This is a genomic window from Rothia sp. (in: high G+C Gram-positive bacteria), assembly GCF_015265375.1.
In the GTDB taxonomy this organism is placed as follows: Bacteria; Actinomycetota; Actinomycetes; order Actinomycetales; family Micrococcaceae; genus Rothia.
The window spans coordinates 1-16,520 of the sequence record NZ_JABZXW010000050.1 but is presented as its reverse complement, the minus strand read 5'-3'; the positions used below and the strand labels follow the sequence as shown (position 1 = coordinate 16,520).

Genomic DNA, 16,520 nt, shown 5'->3' with positions numbered 1-16,520 from the left:
GGTGCGGGCGGGCAGAAAACACAGCCCCGCGGGCTTCCTTGGGCAGAACCTTGGGAGGCGCGCGGGGCGGCTAGCTACTAGTTCGAGGGCAGGCGAACCGGCATCAGCAGGTAACGGTAGTTACGGTCGTCCTCAGCCAGCGGCTCGTCCTGACCGGAAATCACGGCGGGCTTCGGCGCATCGGTGAAGGAGAAACGCACGAACTCGGTACCAAACACCTTCAAACCATCCGACAGGTATGCGGGGTTGTACGCAACGGTGATGTCTTCACCGGACAGGTGCGCTTGTAGGGTCTCGGAAGCCTGAGCCTCGTCACCGCGGCCGGCATCAATAGCGACCGAGCCCTGGGTGAACTTCAGACGCAGGGGAGTGTTGCGCTCCGCCACGAGGGAGATACGACGAGCTGCCTCAGCCAAGTCGGAGGTGCGAACCACCGCGTGAATCGGGGTCTGCTCGGGGAACAGTGCACGAATGTTGGGGTAGTCGCCGTCCATCAGAACGCTGGTGGTGCGACGGGTGCCAGCGGCGAAACCAATCAGCTCACCTGCAGCGGGCAGAGCAATAGACAGCTCACCGGAACCGGAGAGGGTGCTACCCACCTCAGAGACGGTCTTAGCCTTCAGCAGCACAGCCGCCTGAACCTCGGGGTTGACCGGGTTCCACTTGATTTCGCGCATAGCCAGGCGGTAGCGGTCGGTGGCGAGCAGGGTCATGGTGTCACCGTTGATTTCCACGCGGATACCGGTCAGCAGAGGCAGAGTCTCATCCTTGGACACCGCAATCTGAACCTGCTTGACGGCCTCAGCGAATTCGGCGCCGTCCACGGTACCGGAAATTTCGGGCAGTTCGGGGAGCTCCGGGTAGTCCACGACAGGCATGCCAGCCAGCTGGAAGTTAGCGGAACGGCAGTGAATACGGATCACGGACTCATCTGCGGTGAACTCGACAGGTGCGTTCGGCAGGGAGCGGCAAATTTCAGCCAGAATCTTGCCGGGAACCAGGCAAACGCCTTCTGCTTCAACGTCAGCTGCGATGACCTGGCGGGCGCTGGTCTCGTGATCGAAGCTTGCGATGCTGACCTCACCTGCGGAGGCGGTAATCAGCAGACCGTTGAGTACGGGGGAGGTGGGACGCAGCGGAAGTGAGCGTGCCGTCCAGCCGACTGCTTCGGCAAGGACATCGCGTTCAACGGTGAATTTCATCGAGAAGGCGCCTTTCACGGAATTGGAGAGTTAGGTTGTGGGCGCACGTAAAGCTTTGGGCGATAGAGCCGGAGATATCGCGTGCTCTGGTGCGCAGTGAATCTTCCGCGCGCGCGTCTATCCATCCTACCGGATTTTGTAATTACACAGAGACTCGAGGGTCGTTCCCGCAGCGAAAAATCGGGTGAGATGAGGCATGTGAGGTCGCTGTATTTTTGTAATTACAAAGAGAGGCGGAAGGTGGATCAAATCCAGTCGAAAACAGATTCGAATTAGGTGATGGTTCGGTGTTGGTTTCTCTTCTAAACCCAACCTAAGAGAGAGCGTGCTGCAACAATTCAAATCCACGAAAATCTGCATTTTCAGCAGGGGCGCACAGAAAAACCTGAACCAGACCGGCCGGTCGAGCAGAACTATTTGTTATGGGGAGGATTTTTTCTTTAAGTACAGTAGTATTGTTAACGCTTGTGGAAACGGTGGAAAACCCCATGCTTGCCTACAATGACGCGGAAGTAGCCTGTGGACATTAAGTGGAAGAATCCACCCTGCACTGAGGATGCATTGTGTATGGATATTTATACATTTCCTCGATTCCACACCTTTTGAATATTCATGCACTTAACGTCCACACGAACGCATGAGTTAAAGCACAGCTTATCCACACCCTGAAAATCCAGCTTTCCGAACCACTAAAAATGGCGGAATTCATCAAGACACCCCGCCTTACAGCGAGTAAAACACCTAGTCAAGGCGCAAAATCTGCTGTAAAGCGGGGAATCTAGAGGCTCTAGCCGGCGGCGCGCTGCTCCTGGCGGATCAAATTCGTCAGTTCAGTCACCTGATTGAAAATCGTCTGACGCTCAGCCATTTGCGCGCTCACCTTACGCACCGCATGCATCACCGTCGTATGATCGCGGCCGCCCAAATCGTTACCAATACGCGGCAGAGACATCTCGGTCAGCTCACGCAGAAGATACATCGCCACCTGACGCGCATTCGTGAGCGTACGGGTGCGAGACTTCGACTGCATATCCTCAATGGACACATCAAAATACTTCGCCACCGTCGCCAAAACCAGCGCCGACGTAATCTCCGCACCACCGGTATCAGAGAGCAAATCCTTCAGATAGGTCTCAGCCTCAGCCAGGGTAATGGGCTCCGGCGGCTTCTTCATCGAGGCGGCAGCGCTCGCACGAATCAGAGCGCCCTCCAACTCGCGAATATTGGCCGTGACATGGGAAGCAATGTACTCCATGACGTCATCGCGCACCGGCAAAATCTCGTTCTGAGCCTTCTTCCGCAGAATCGCGATACGAGTCTCCAGCTCCGGAGGCTGCACATCCACATTCAGGCCCGAACCGAAACGCGAACGCATACGCTCAGCGAAACCGGTCAACTGCTTCGGCGGCAAATCAGAGGTAATCACAATCTGCTTCTGGTGGTTGTACAAGGCGTTAAACGTATGGAAGAATTCCTCCATCGTCGCCTCTTTACCCGCCAAAAACTGGATATCGTCAATCAGAAGAACGTCAACATTGCGGTAAATCTGCTTGAACGACGAACCCTCATCATCACGAATCGAGTTAATGAAGTCATTCGTGAACTCCTCAGAATTCACGTAGCGCACCCGCAAATTCGGGTACAGATACTTGGTGTAGTGGCCGATCGCGTGCAGCAGGTGGGTCTTACCCAGACCCGAACCGCCGTAGATGAACAGCGGGTTGTAGACAATGCCGGGCTGCTCCGCCACCGCGAAAGCACTCGCGTGCGCAAAGCGGTTGGACTGACCAATCACGAAGGTGTCGAAGGTGTAGTTCGGGTTCAATCGGGCAGAGCTATCCCAAGTCGGCGCGTTTTCCGGGTCTTCATGCGGATGCACCTGCTGGGCCTCCGGTACCGCCGGGGCGTCCGGAACGAAAGTGGGTGCCGGGTACTCGCGAGGCGCCGGCGCACCCGCAACAGGAGCCGCCGACTGCTGCGCGGAGGGGAATCCGGCACGTTCCGCCTCCAAAGCCTGCAGGGAGGGACGAGTGACCTGCTCATCGGCGGGCACTTCGTAATGGTCAGGGCCCGGATGCGGCTCGGTGTAGTACTCAAAAGCACGCGAACCGGCGGGTGCCTCGGGATGCGCAGAAGCCGCCGGAACGACAGCAGGTGCGTGCGACTGCTCGACAGGAACCTCGCGCTCACCATGGAAAACGTCCTGACTTGCAGGTTCAACCGGAATCATCGACTCATTCACATCGAAAAGCGCGGTGGTCGACGGGCCAAACGCCTCGTGCAGAGCCGCACGGAACGAAGCGCTAATCTGCTCCTCAAAGACCGCACGGGTGAGCTTATTCGGAACCTCAATGATGAGGCGAGAAGAACCCATCAATCCCTGAGGCTGCGCAAGATTCACGAAACCGCGCTGACGTGCCGTCACCGCCGGATCGGCGGCAAGAATGGAGAGCAGATGCGCCCAGCGCGCCTGAAGGGAGTCGGTCATGGAATTCTTTACTTTCACTCGATGTGAAGCGGTGGTGCAGTAAAGAAATCATGCCGGAAACCACCGCGAGGTCATTAAGATTCTACCCGCTTAATACACAGGGGGAGAAAGTTATCCACAAGAGTTTTCCACACGGTGGAAAACTTGTAATTACAGGGGTGGATAAGCGGTGGATTTAAGTGCATAACAGGTCTTCTTCCCTGATATTTAGCGGAAAACTCCAAAAGCTCAAGGATGTGGATAACTCACCGATAGTAGGGGGTTTGGGTGGGATATGCACCATGGTGGATATCTTGCTGCCGTAAATATCCCCAGGTTTACGCCCCAAGAGCATGTAGCGTCTCCACAGCCTGTACACCCGCCGCAATCACCGCCTCCACGCCACAAACGAGCCCGGAATCACGCGGAAAAAAGCGTTAAGAACTTGATTTACGCCCTCCACTCTTCTAAAGTTGTGCTGTTGTGTGTGCACCGCCTACTGCGAATAGTCGCGGTACCTCCGTGCACCAAGAAGCGTACGGTTCCGATACCCCGTGAGGGCACGAACCGCAAAAATCAAGGAGACAAAGTATGAGCAAGCGTACTTTCCAGCCGAACAACCGCCGTCGCGCTAAGAAGCACGGCTTCCGTCTGCGTATGCGTACCCGTGCAGGCCGCGCGATTCTGTCGAACCGCCGCGGTAAGGGCCGCGCAAAGCTCTCGGCCTAATCACGGCATATAGTTCGCCCGCCGATGCACACGCATCGGCGGGCGAACTATCATTAAGCGTGAAATACACGCGGAGGTCAGCTCACCACATGAGCCGAATCTCCCACACTACGTAAAGGGGAACACGTGCTGCCTCAACGGCACCGTATGCGCACCAGCGCAGAATTCTCCCACGCCTTCCGTTCCGGCATCCGTACAGGACGTCGGAACATCGTTGTATCTACGGCGAAAAATCCTGGAAAAACAACCCAGGTAGGTTTCATTGTGTCGAAGGCGGTGGGCAACGCAGTCACACGCAATCTGGTGAAGCGCCGGTTGCGTGAACTTGCCGCGCTCACCTGCGCCGCGCAACCGGAAGGCTACGTCATTGCTGTGCGAGCACTTCCCGCCTCCGCGAATGCCAGCTGGAATCAGCTGCGCCGCGACTACGAATCGGCACTCGAGGCTGCTTTCGCTAAGCTCGACCTGCCTCAGAGCAAGGAGAAGCCGTGAGTCGTTCCCAGCGTGACCGCTGTGAAGAACGCTTCCACGCGCATCACAGTGGCACCTATAGCGCATCTGCCGAGACTCTGGGCCCCGACGAGCTGCTGGCACTAGCGCCTAACGAATTCGTGCGGCCGGAAACTTTCCTGCAGGCACTCTACGTTCTACCGCAGAACCTGCTGATCGCGTGCATGAAGGCCTACCGCAAGGTCGTCTCCCCCCTCTACGGGGATGTGTGCCGCTACTACCCGACCTGCTCAGCCTACGCCCTGGAGGCGCTGACCACCCACGGTGCGATGGGCGGGCTTTCCCTGACGGTGCGCCGTATTCTGCGGTGTGTTCCCTGGGCGACCGGAGGTATTGACCCAGTCCCGGCGGGGAAGCGTACTTTCGCTCCCGGAGCAGAACCGAAAATTATTCTGCTCAACCACCCCCATCTTTACACCCCTCACACCGGTGGTGACGCCCGCCCTGAGTAGGCGGCGCCTCCCACACAATGACTTAGCCGAGTCCTTAAGGAGTATTCCCGCGTGAATATTTTTGATTTGATTCTTTGGCCGTTTAAATGGATCGTCTCCGTGGTCCTGTGGCTGTTCCACACTCTTTTCACTTCGCTGGGTATGGACCCGGCGTCCGGCCTGACTTGGGTTCTGTGCATTATCTTCCTGACCCTGGTGATGCGTACCCTGACCATCCCGCTGTTCGTCAAGCAGATTAAGGCGATGCGCGGTATGACCGCAATGCAGGGCGATATGGCGAAGCTGCAGGAGAAGTACAAGGGTAAGAAGGACCAGCTCTCCCGCCAGGCCATGGCCCAGGAACAGATGGAAATGTACCGTAAGCACGGTACGAACCCCTTCGCCTCCTGCCTGCCGATTCTGGCTCAGATGCCGATCTTCTTCGGTCTGTACCAGGTGCTGATGAGCGTGCCCACCGCAGCGCAGAATAACCAGGGCGTGCTCATGCTGCCGGCTGAGCTAGTGCATCAGTTCAACGACTCCCAGATTTTCGGTGCTCAGCTCTTCGCGACCATGATGCACCCGGGGGCTGGCGACGCCACCGCGACCGTTGTTCAGGCGGTCATCATGATTGTTCTGATGAGCGCCACCCAGTTCTACATCCAGAAGCAGCTGAGCGTGAAGAACATGTCGGAGGCTGCTCTGAACTCCCCGATGTTCCGTCAGCAGCAGATGATTATGTACATCTTCCCGATCATCTTCGCTGTTTCCGGTATCAACTTCCCCCTTGGTGTGCTGTACTACTGGACCGTCTCGAACCTCTGGTCGCTGGGTCAGCAGTGGTGGGTTATCCGCAACAACCCGACCCCCGGTTCCCAGGCCGAGCGTGAGCTGAACGCCCGCCGTGCGGCGAAGGGCCTGCCCCCGGTGGGTAAGACCCGCGAGCAGCACGAGAAGGACCTGCAGGAGGCGCGTGAGCGTGCCGCAGCCGGTCAGCGCCAGCAGCCGGTGAGTAAGAAGCGCCAGAAGCAGCAGCGCAATAAGCAGAACGGAAAGAAGTAGTTTTCTTCCGTGATTCGGGCCGGGTTCTCGCCACGTGTGGCGCGGGCCCGGCGCCGTGTATGAGATACTTTTTACCCCTAGGACACCCCTCCGAACACCCCGAGGATTATTGTGACTGAAGCTATGGAATATGAGGACGAGCAGCTCGTTGAGGAGCAGCTGGTAGAGGAGCCCCTTGAGGGCGAAGAAGACGATTTTGAGGACATCGACGAGGAAGGCGATATCGCCGCTGACTACCTCGAAGAACTCCTCGATATTGTCGATATGGACGGCGACATTGATATTGAGGTGCGCAATAACCGCATCTACCTGTCGGTCGTCAATGACGATGATGACAATGAGGAACTGCGCCACCTGGTTGGCCGCCACGGTGAGGTTCTGGAGGCTCTGCAGGAGCTGGTGCGCCTCTCCGTCCTGGCTGGTAACGGCACCCGTTCCCGCCTGATTCTGGACATTGCTGGCTACCGTGCTGAGCGTCGTGAGCAGCTGGAGAAGATTGCTGCTGACGCGATTGAGAAGGTGCGCACTACCGGTCGCGATGAGCACATGAAGCCGTTGAGCCCGTATGAGCGTAAGGTCGTGCACGATGTGGTGGCTGCCGCCGGCCTATACAGCGAGTCGGAGGGTGAGGGTCCGCGCCGTCACGTCGTGATTTCTCTTCCCGAGGTAGGAGCCTAGTATGGAGACTTCGATGGTTGCTCTCAATGAGAGCGAGCGTGCCGCAGCGGAGGCTGTGTTCGGTGAGCGTCTGCCTTTGGCGGAGCGCTACGTGCAGCACTTGGCGACGACCGGTATTGAGCGTGGCCTGATCGGTCCGCGTGAGGTTCCGCGCCTGTGGGCTCGCCACGTGCTGAACTGTGCCGTAGTACAGGAATACATTGCGCCGAACGCGTCGGTGGCTGATGTTGGTTCTGGCGCTGGCCTACCCGGCCTGTGCCTGGCGATTGCCCGCCCGGATTTGAAGCTGACTCTGATTGAGCCTCTGGAGCGCCGCGTGATTTGGCTGAATGAAGTTGTTGAGGATCTGGGCCTGGAGAACGTGACCGTGCTGCGCTCGCGTGCTGAGCAGGCTGTGGGTGCTGTTGAGGCTGATGTGGTGACTGCGCGTGCTGTGTCTGCTCTGGTGGGCCTGTTGGACATTACTCTGCCGATTCTGCGTGGCACCGGCGAGCTGCTGGCTCTGAAGGGTCGTAGTGCCGCGGAGGAGATTACTAAGGCGAAGAAGAAGCTGAACCGTTACGGTGCGCGTGAGACTGAGATTCTCACCGCCGGCGGTGACCTGCTGGAAGAGCCGACGACGGTGGTTCGAGTTCGCCTCTAAAAGTTTCGCCCCGAATGGGCGGTACCGCAATGAGCTAGTGAATAGGCTGGCTTACGCGGTACCGCCCATTTTTGTACGCTGGCTTGCCGGGCGCGCGGCAATTGCATCCGTAGAGTACATAGAATGACCTCTCGCGTGGAGTATTGACCTGATGCCGGGTACCCTTAAGGAAGGATTGAAACCTTAGACTCTTCTACATCAAAGCCTAATGGTTCAGTAAAGGGTACCGAGCCCTTCAGAACCATTCGGGCAGCACCAATGTTTCACGTGAAACATTGCAGACTTCATTACCTCGCGGAGTATGTTTCACGTGAAACATGCTGAGATGAGTGAATGGTGGGGGAGTGGAGGTTGAATCCTCCTCGCGCACAAATACCGCAGAGTATTGCCACACGCGAGGCATCAGACGAAGCATCACCGTAGACACACCACCCGGAATATGGAAGGCACCCGATGACTCCTCAAGCTCAGAAATCTGTTGCAGATTTGCTCCCCAAGCCTGTGCATACGCGTGTCTTCACCGTGTCGAACCAGAAGGGTGGCGTGGGTAAAACCAGCACCGCCGTGAACCTCGCAGCCGCGCTCGCGGAGGCTGGACTGAACGTCCTGGTGATCGATAATGACCCGCAGGGTAACGCCTCGACTGCACTGGGCATTGAGCACGGCGTGGATGTTCCCAGTGTCTACAACGTCCTGATTGAGGATAAGCCGCTTTCTGAAATTGTTCAGGAATGCCCCGATATGCCCGGTCTGTTCTGTGCCCCCGCCAATATCGACCTTGCGGGCGCGGAGATTGAACTGGTCTCCCTGGTGGCACGCGAGACTCGCCTCAAGAATGCCCTGATGGACTACACTGAGTGGCGAGAGAAGCAGGGAATGGAGCGGCTGGACTATGTCTTCATCGACTGCCCGCCGAGCCTCGGCCTACTGACCGTCAATGCCTTCGTTGCGGCAGAAGAGATTCTGATTCCGATCCAGTGCGAGTACTACGCTCTGGAAGGCCTGAGCCAGCTGCTGAAGAATATTCAGATGATTCAGAAGCACCTGAACTCCAAGCTGCGCATCAGCACGATCCTGCTGACCATGTACGATGCTCGTACCAACCTGGCATTCCAGGTGGCAGAGGAGGTGCGCGAGCACTTCCCGGAGGAGACTCTGAGCGTGAAGATTCCTCGCTCGGTTCGCATCTCTGAGGCTCCCAGCTATCAGCAGACCGTCATCACCTACGATTCTTCGTCGACTGGCGCTCGCGCTTACCGCGAGGCGGCACAGGAGCTCTCGCGCCGATCCGCATAATCTAAATCTTTTGAAATGAGCCCTTTTGGATTGTCTATCGATGATTCAAAAGGGCTCATTGCGTGCGGTATTTTCTGGGTGAAACCCGAGAAAACAGCCTTAGAGAATTAATTATCAGGAATAATTCGGATTATGTGCCGTGCAGTTTTCACTCCTGCTTTCGAGTGCTTATTTCGTTTACACTAGATGAAGAAGAAAAAATGAGCGGGCTCGTCCGGGAGTCCTAAGGAGTAACGATGGCTGAAAAGCGACGCGGCTTGGGTCGTGGCCTGGGGGCACTAATCCCTCAGAGTACGAAGAATTCTAGTAATGCTGAGGCGAAGGCATCCGAAAAGACTGCTGCAGTAAAGACTGCACCCAAGAAGGTGTCCACTCCGATTGAAGAGCTGATGACTGACGGTCTCTTCGAAATGGCTCACGAGGCTAAGCCGGAGAAGCAGCGTAAGAGTGCTAAAGCTGAGTCTGTAGAGGCTAAGCCTGCTGAAGCTGCACCCGCTCAGGAAAAGCCTGCTGAAGCTGAGAAGGTAGAGGAGAAGGTCGAAGCTCCCGCCTCCTCGCAGGATGTTTCACGTGAAACATCGAAGAAGAAGCCGCGCGTGGATATGGGTGCGGCACTGCGCAACACCACCCTGACTCGCCGCCCGGTGGACTTCTTCTTTGGTGAAGACGTCTCCACTCCGCAGTCCGCTTCTGAGGAGCAGGGTGGTTTGGTTCCGGTTCCCGGTGCCCAGTTTGCTGAGCTGAACGTTCACGATATCCATCCGAACCGCAAGCAGCCCCGAACCGACTTTGATGAGCAGGACATGGAAGAGCTCATCCACTCGGTACGCGAGATTGGTGTTCTGCAGCCGATTGTCGTGCGTCCCTCGCGCGAAAACGGTACCGAAAAGTATGAGCTGGTCATGGGTGAGCGCCGCTGGCGCGCAACTCAGGCGGCTGGCCTGAGCACCATCCCGGCGATTGTTCGTGAGACTGAAGACGGCGACCTGCTCCGTGACGCCCTGCTGGAGAACCTGCACCGCAGCCAGCTGAACCCCATTGAAGAGGCAGCGGCATACCAGCAGCTCATGGAGGAGTTCGACACTACTCAGGAGCAGTTGGCTAAGCGTATTGGTCGTTCTCGCCCCCAGATTTCGAACACGATTCGTCTGCTGAAGCTGCCGGCTCTGGTGCAGCGTCGCGTTGCGGCGGGTATTCTCTCCGCTGGTCACGCTCGTGCCCTGCTGGCTCTGACAGACCAGGCTCAGATTGAGACTCTCGCACAGAAGATTGTGAATGAGGGGCTGTCGGTTCGCGCAACTGAGGAGCTGGTGAACCACGCATCCGGCGCTGCTGAGGTGAAGGAGCGCAAGGCTCCTCAGCCTCAGAAGCACCGTGAGCGCCTGGACTATATTGCGGAGGCTTTCGCGGATAAGCTCGATACTTCGGTGAAGATTTCGCTGGGTGCTCGCAAGGGTAAGATGACCATCGAGTTTGCTAATGTTGAGGATCTGAATCGCATTATCCGCGTTCTGGATTCTGATTTCTCCGGCTAGAACCCGGGCTAAATTTTCATATAAAATAACATTTAGCAACTGAATTCAGTTGTATATATAAAAAACCCTCGGTGATGTTTCACGTGAAACATCACCGAGAGTTTTTCTTTAGCTTCTCGAAAGATTAGCCCAGGTGCTCGGAGAACTCGGCCAGTAGAGCAGGCTTCGTCTTAGCACCTACGGTCTTCTTGACGACCTCGCCACCCTTGAAAAGGTAGATGGCGGGAATAGAGGTAATGCCGTACTTCATAGCGGTATCGCCATTCGCCTCAACATCCACCTTGACCACGTCGACCTGACCGGCGTACTCGCCAGCGATCTCGTCAATCACGGGGCCAACCATGCGGCAGGGGCCGCACCATTCAGCCCAGAAGTCCACGATAACGGGCTTGTCGTTCTTCAGAACCAGTTCGTCAAAAGTGGCATCAGTTGCCTGCTGTTCACTGCTCACGGAGTGCTCCTTTCTGACACGGGGCGGATTCCCCTGTGAATAATACGAATAGTTTTAGAGGTTTTCGAGGTAGTGCTGCGCGTCCAGAGCGGCAACAGCACCGGAACCGGCAGCAATAATTGCCTGGCGGTAGGTCGGGTCAATCACGTCACCGGCAGCGAAAACGCCGGGAACGGAAGTCTTCGAGGAACGACCCTGAACCGCGATGGTGTGGTGCTCGGTAATCTCCAGCTGGTCACGTACCAGTTCCACGCGAGGATCGGAGCCAATAGCGATGAACAGGCCCTGAACAGCCAGCTGGCGCTCAGAACCATCCTTGGTGTTGGTCAGGGTGATCGACTCGAGGTTGCTCTCGCCGTGAACGGCGGTGACAGCCGAATCCCAGACAACCTCAATCTTCGGGTTGTTGAACACGCGGGTCTGCATGATTTCCGAAGCGCGGAAAGAATCGCGGCGGTGCACCAGGTACACCTTGGATGCGAAGGTCGTCAGGAACAGTGCCTCCTCCAGTGCGGAGTCGCCGCCGCCGACCACTGCGATTTCCTTGTCCTTGAAGAAGAAGCCATCGCAGGTTGCGCACCAGGAGACGCCGTAACCGGAGAGTCGGTCTTCGCCCTCGATGTTGAGCTTACGGACCTGAGAACCGGTGGTCATGATGACGGTCTTCGCCAGGTGAACGGCGCCGTCTGCGGTGTAGACCTTCTTCACATCGCCGGTGAGTTCGACCTTTTCTACGTCCTGGTAGCGGATGTCAGTGCCGAAACGCTCAGCCTGCTGGCCGATGTTCTCCATCAGCTCGGGGCCCTGGATGCCCTGAATGAAGCCGGGGAAGTTCTCCACCTCGGTGGTGTTCATGAGGGCGCCGCCGGGTGCCAGGGAGCTGGCGAAGAGGACGGGCTTCAGCTCGGCGCGTGCCGCGTAGATTGCTGCGGTGTAGCCGGCGGGGCCGGAGCCCACAATAATGACGTTGTGGACGGTTGCGTCAGCCTCGACCTCGGCTGCCGGTGCCGCTTCGGTGGCGGGTGCGGAGGCGAGGTTCAGATTGCCTAGGGCGGCGCCTCCGAAGAGGCCTCCCAGATTCTCAGTCATCAGATATATCTTTCCGTTGTAGGTCTTTCGTTCTGCCCCTATAACGGGGCTTTATCCTCGATTATTCCATTTTTTGGGGACCCTTATCCAGATACTCCGCGCACTGTGAATCTTTGAGTAGCGGCCCTGCCATAAAGAGTCATAAATGGACATCAAAAAGGCCAGGATTTCATGCCAAAGGAGACCTATAACGGCCATCGCTACATTGCCGAAAAAAACTATGGATGCTTTTATATCCGTGGCTAGCATTTAGGGAGATGGTCCCGGTAGGATAGGCAGACGATTATACGAGGGTGATATTGGTGGGTGTGTCGTGTAATCAAAGCCCGCCCCTATCAATCCTCTGCGCTTTGCACAGAGGGAGAGGAACAAAATGAAAAAAAGCCCTCATAAGGTTCAGCCCCGACACCGTAAGAATCACTTGAGCAATCTGTCTAAGGCTGGGGCTATTCTGCGAGATATTGGAGATTTCATCAAAGCTAGCCGCTACGTCCTGGTCCAGCTCTCCATGCTTTTCTTTACCGTAGAGGGGCTTTTGCGGATGCTGCCATAATAATGAGGCCCGCGCTAGAGACAAAATCAACCGTGCCTTTCAAAGGGGAGATGGCTTTCTCTTAGCTACATCAAAAAGGGCGGGGCTTCCGAACCGTTGAGTTCGGAAGCCCCGCCCTTGTGTCTGGGGTGTGAGCGCCCTGTCGGCGTCGCGTTATGGGTTGATTAGTCCACCTTGATTTCGTTGATGCGCAGACCGTAATTCCAAGCTCCAATCGGCAGGGAGAGGCGGGGCAGCTCGTTGACCACGATGATCACGTAGGCGCCCTTTTCTGCGCTCTGCTTGGAGGTGTCCAGGGTGACGACTGCATCCTTACCTTCGAAGGTGCCCTTGCCGACCTCAACCGCACCGTCCAGGGATGCAGAGCTGTTGGTGTAGACGGTGAAGGAGCCGCCGGTGCCGGTGTTCTGCTGAATGGTCAGCTTGGAGACGACGGTGGGGGTCTGCAGCTTCAGTGCCAGGCCGAATTCCTTGATGGTGCCGGCGTAGTTGGCGGTGCCGAAGCCGTAGCTGATCCATGCGGTGTTGGCGTTACCATCGGTCAGGTTGGGGATAAGGGTGTCCATGTCGTTCATGAACGTGGGGTCCGAAGGTGCGAAGCGAGCCACGGACGCAATCTTAGCCGGTGCGTTCGATGCCTTAGCGGTCGGGGATGCCGATGCGCTGGCGCTTGCCGCAGCCGATTCGGATGCCGAGATAGAGGACTTGGGGGTGTGCGGTGCGGCTGCCTGGTTGGAGCCGATAGCGCCTAGGGAGGTGAGGATACCGCCTGCGACGATAACGAGCAGCAGGACGGCTGCCAGTGCGACGGCCCAGGTGCCGCGGCTGCCGTCTTCTTCGTCCTCGTCGTCTTCGTAGATGCTGGTGGGTTCGGAGTACGCGGTGACGGCTGCGCCGTCGGATGCATTCCAGTTCTTGGCGGCGGTGATGCTCTCCTGGTTGGCGGTGGAGGAGGAGACCTTCTCGTAGGTGTTGGGGGAGCTGCCGCTTTCGGAGTCGCCGAAGATTTCGGTGCCCAGTGCGTCTTCTGCGTTGGAGAGTGCGTGGTTTTCGACCAGCAGGGTGTCCAGCAGGGTGTCGGGGCGGGTGTGGGAGGTGACGAGGTAGCGGCTACCTTCGGGGGTGATGCCCAGGTCGAGGATCTGGATGTTGCCGCGTGCGTTGGTTGCGAGCGCGCGGGAGTTTGCTTCCAGCAGTGCGCTGCGGTTGGGCGATGCGACGACGACCGAGACCTTACGGTTGAGAATCTGGTCGGTGCCTTCAAGCACCATGTCGGATTCTGCCGTAATGATGATGTGTGCGGTGATCTCGTAGCGGCCTCCGAGGACCGATCCGACCGGAATCTGTTGCGACAACGTGTTCTCCCGAGGTGGTTTCATAGTGCCTGCCGTGTGGCGGGCCCTGACTATTAGATTCTACCCGGCATTGAAGGATGCTGGGGCTGAGTGATAGTTTGTGGCGTCCGGGCGGCTGCCTGCGCCTTCTGTGGGCCCCGGTGTGGGGTGTAGAAGGCACAGGCGGCAGCTACCCGGTTTGTGCGTTGTGCGCTGCTTTAGCGGCGGGCAAAACGCTCAAGTTTGGAGGTGAGGGGTGCCAGTAGTGCGTTGGCTTCCTTGACGCGGAAGATCTGCACGCCGGCGAGGTATGCGAGGCCCATGACGGTGCCGCATACGGCGAGGGTGATGATGGCGGTGATCTTGGATGCCCATGCGAATCCGTCGAGCTGGTAGCCGCCGAGCAGCCAGAGCGCAATGGCTGCGATGCCGCCGGCGAAGAGGGATGCGAGGGTGGTGCGTGCGTAGGTGCTGACGATGCCTCGCTGGCCGTAGTAGCCGAGGCGGCGGCGGACCATGTGGTGGCTGATGAACAGGATCAGGATGTTGTGCACCGGGTAGATGAACGCGAGCATGTACACGGTGTACTGGGCGTCGAGCAGGGATGCTGCGAAGCTCATGATGACCATGATGATGGCGGAGTACACCTGGATGCGGAAGGGGGTGCGTGCGTCTTCGCGGGCGTAGAGCACGCGGCTGTAGAGGTAGTTGATGGTGAGGGTTGGGGTGCCGAGCGCGGTGATGACGATGAGCTTGGCGATGATGGTTGCTGCGATGGGGTCGCCGCCGCTGAAGAGCACTGCGATGGGACCGGCCAGCACGATGAGTCCGACCATGCAGAAGACGGTGGCTACGGCTGCGTTGCGCAGGCCGTGGGAGAGCGCGTAGATGACGCTGTCGCTGTCGTCTGCGATGGCGGAGGCGCTCATGCGGTTGAAGAGCACGGTGGCGATGGAGATGCCGATGACGCCGTGCGGGAGCATGTACAGCATGGAGGCGTAGTTGAGTGCCTGCAGACCCGGAATCTGGATGCCGAGGGCGGCGTAGTGTTCGCGCTGGCCGACGATGCCGGCGGCTACCTTGGTCATGTAGAGGAATGCGAGGTTGGAGATGATGCCGGAGGCGAGGGTCCAGGCGGCGAGCTTCGAGGCTGCGCGCAGGCCGATGCCGCGCCATGCGAAGTCGGGCTTGAGGCGCAGGCCGAGCTTGCGTAGGGGGATGAACAGGACGAGTGCCTGCATGATGACGCCGAAGGTGGAGGAGCCTGCCAGTACAAGGGTCTGGGCGTTGGTCCAGTTGTCTACGGTGTGGATGGGGTGGGGGTTGGGGGTCTGTGCGCCGAAGAGGAAGATGAAGAGGAATAGCGACAGGATGGTGATGACGTTGTTGAGTACGGGCGACCACATGTAGGCGCCGAATGCGTCTTTGGCGTTGAGGACCTGTCCGATGACGGTGTAGAGGCCGTAGAAGAAGATTTGGGGTAGGCACCAGAGGGCGAAGATGAAGCCGAGCTGCCGTTGTTCGGGGCTCCATCCTGAGCCCATGATGCTGATGATGGGCCAGGCGCAGGCGACGGTGATGAGGGTGATGAGGCCGATTGCGGTGACGGTGAGGGTGACGAGTTTGGAGATGTATCGTGCGCCGCCGTCTTGTGCTTTGGCCGCCTTGATGATTTGCGGTACGAGGACTGCGTTGAACACGCCGCCTGCTACGAGGACGTAGATGAGGTTGGGTAGGGTGTTGGCGGTTTCGAAGACGTCGCCGACGGTTGAGAGTGAGCCGATGGCTACGGTGAGCAGGATGGTCTTGACGAATCCGAGGATGCGCGAGACGAGGGTGCCTGCTGCCATGATTGCGCTTGAGCGGGCGTCATTACGTGCCACGTATGTCTCTCCTGTTTCGGCGGGTGATTGCTTCTTTTAGTTTTTGGGGCTCTATTTAACGGGTGTTTAGAGCTGGGTGGTGATGTATTCGCGCGCGCTACGGGCGATGTGTTGCTCGTTGGCGAATGAGAGGCGGGTGGGGAGCTCTTCGAGGGGGACCCATGCGACGTCGATTGCTTCGTGGTCGGGGTCGTTGTCGATGCTCAGTTCGCCGCCGGTTGCTGCGAAGAGGTAGTGGTGCACGGTTTTGTGGATGCGCGTGCCGTTGGAGGTGAACCAGTAGGCGATGGTGCCGAGGGAGGCTACGGGGTAGCCGGTGATTCCGGTTTCTTCGCTGATTTCGCGTTGTGCGGCTTCGACGGTGGTTTCGCCGTGTTCGATGTGGCCTTTGGGTAGGCACCATTCGCGTTGTCCGTTGCGGTTGATGCGGGCGATGATGGCTACGGGTAGCTGTTCGGGTCGGTCAAAGTCGATGATGAGCCCGCCTGCGGAGACTTCTTCGGGGGCGGGTACCGCTCGCGCGGGCGCGGTGAAGCGCGTTTTGGGGGCGCGGGGTACGGGAATGCTCATGGTTCTACCTTAACCGATATGTGAGGGTTTGTGTGTCTCGGTTTGGGGTGAGATAGCTGTCTTTGGTGGGGTGTTGTGGGTGTGGGG

At 57.9% G+C, this 16,520-nt stretch carries 15 protein-coding genes; 8 read left to right on the top strand and 7 right to left on the bottom strand.

Translation table 11 applies throughout. From position 1 onward, the window contains the following. Positions 1-77: 77 nt before the first annotated feature. Positions 78-1,202 (bottom strand): DNA polymerase III subunit beta, encoded by a 1,125-nt coding sequence (gene dnaN, locus HXO69_RS07025; protein WP_070832493.1) that lies wholly within the window; start codon positions 1,200-1,202, stop codon positions 78-80. Between the two features lie 787 nt (positions 1,203-1,989). Then, positions 1,990-3,690: a chromosomal replication initiator protein DnaA gene (gene dnaA, locus HXO69_RS07020; protein ID WP_296546160.1), complete on the bottom strand. Its 1,701-nt coding sequence runs from the start codon at positions 3,688-3,690 to the stop codon at positions 1,990-1,992. Between the two features lie 570 nt (positions 3,691-4,260). On the opposite strand from dnaA, the gene rpmH reads away from it, so the two are divergent. The 8 genes from rpmH (at position 4,261) to HXO69_RS06980 (ending at position 10,553) form a co-directional block, all read left to right on the top strand. Then, positions 4,261-4,398 carry a 50S ribosomal protein L34 gene (gene rpmH / locus HXO69_RS07015; protein WP_049332235.1) on the top strand — a complete coding sequence of 46 codons (138 nt, stop codon included), beginning with the start codon at positions 4,261-4,263 and terminating at the stop codon, positions 4,396-4,398. Positions 4,399-4,524: 126 nt separating this feature from the next. Then, a complete protein-coding gene (gene rnpA, locus HXO69_RS07010; protein WP_296546158.1) occupies positions 4,525-4,890 on the top strand; it encodes a ribonuclease P protein component in 366 nt (121 codons plus the stop codon). Beyond that, entirely contained in the window at positions 4,887-5,360 is a 474-nt protein-coding gene (gene yidD, locus HXO69_RS07005; RefSeq protein WP_049358291.1) for a membrane protein insertion efficiency factor YidD, read from the top strand. Before rnpA ends, yidD begins: the two co-directional genes overlap by 4 nt. Before the next feature lie 51 nt (positions 5,361-5,411). Continuing rightward, positions 5,412-6,401 carry a membrane protein insertase YidC gene (yidC, locus tag HXO69_RS07000; protein WP_012904383.1) on the top strand — a complete coding sequence of 330 codons (990 nt, stop codon included), beginning with the start codon at positions 5,412-5,414 and terminating at the stop codon, positions 6,399-6,401. Between the two features lie 111 nt (positions 6,402-6,512). Further along, positions 6,513-7,079 (top strand): R3H domain-containing nucleic acid-binding protein, encoded by a 567-nt coding sequence (locus tag HXO69_RS06995; RefSeq protein WP_049349950.1) that lies wholly within the window; start codon positions 6,513-6,515, stop codon positions 7,077-7,079. Position 7,080: 1 nt separating this feature from the next. Continuing rightward, positions 7,081-7,722: a 16S rRNA (guanine(527)-N(7))-methyltransferase RsmG gene (rsmG, locus tag HXO69_RS06990; protein ID WP_012904381.1), complete on the top strand. Its 642-nt coding sequence runs from the start codon at positions 7,081-7,083 to the stop codon at positions 7,720-7,722. Between the two features lie 453 nt (positions 7,723-8,175). Next, positions 8,176-9,018 (top strand): ParA family protein, encoded by an 843-nt coding sequence (locus HXO69_RS06985; protein ID WP_049349949.1) that lies wholly within the window; start codon positions 8,176-8,178, stop codon positions 9,016-9,018. A 236-nt stretch (positions 9,019-9,254) separates the two neighbouring features. Beyond that, positions 9,255-10,553 (top strand): ParB/RepB/Spo0J family partition protein, encoded by a 1,299-nt coding sequence (locus HXO69_RS06980; protein WP_296546156.1) that lies wholly within the window; start codon positions 9,255-9,257, stop codon positions 10,551-10,553. Between the two features lie 124 nt (positions 10,554-10,677). On the opposite strand, the gene trxA is transcribed toward HXO69_RS06980, so the two are convergent. The 5 genes from trxA to HXO69_RS06955 all read right to left on the bottom strand — a co-directional run bounded on the left by trxA (position 10,678) and on the right by HXO69_RS06955 (position 16,433). Next, positions 10,678-11,004 carry a thioredoxin gene (gene trxA, locus HXO69_RS06975; protein WP_296546155.1) on the bottom strand — a complete coding sequence of 109 codons (327 nt, stop codon included), beginning with the start codon at positions 11,002-11,004 and terminating at the stop codon, positions 10,678-10,680. A gap of 54 nt (positions 11,005-11,058) precedes the next feature. Further along, positions 11,059-12,093, bottom strand: a complete 1,035-nt coding sequence (gene trxB, locus HXO69_RS06970; protein ID WP_070687847.1) for a thioredoxin-disulfide reductase — start codon at positions 12,091-12,093, stop codon at positions 11,059-11,061. A gap of 717 nt (positions 12,094-12,810) precedes the next feature. Then, entirely contained in the window at positions 12,811-14,001 is a 1,191-nt protein-coding gene (locus tag HXO69_RS06965) for a serine/threonine protein kinase (RefSeq protein ID WP_296546153.1), read from the bottom strand. A 197-nt stretch (positions 14,002-14,198) separates the two neighbouring features. Next, complete coding sequence (gene murJ, locus HXO69_RS06960; RefSeq protein ID WP_296546151.1) at positions 14,199-15,863, bottom strand: murein biosynthesis integral membrane protein MurJ; 1,665 nt, start codon at positions 15,861-15,863, stop codon at positions 14,199-14,201. 66 nt (positions 15,864-15,929) lie between these two features. Then, complete coding sequence (locus HXO69_RS06955) at positions 15,930-16,433, bottom strand: NUDIX hydrolase (RefSeq protein WP_005504058.1); 504 nt, start codon at positions 16,431-16,433, stop codon at positions 15,930-15,932. Positions 16,434-16,520 lie beyond the last annotated feature (87 nt).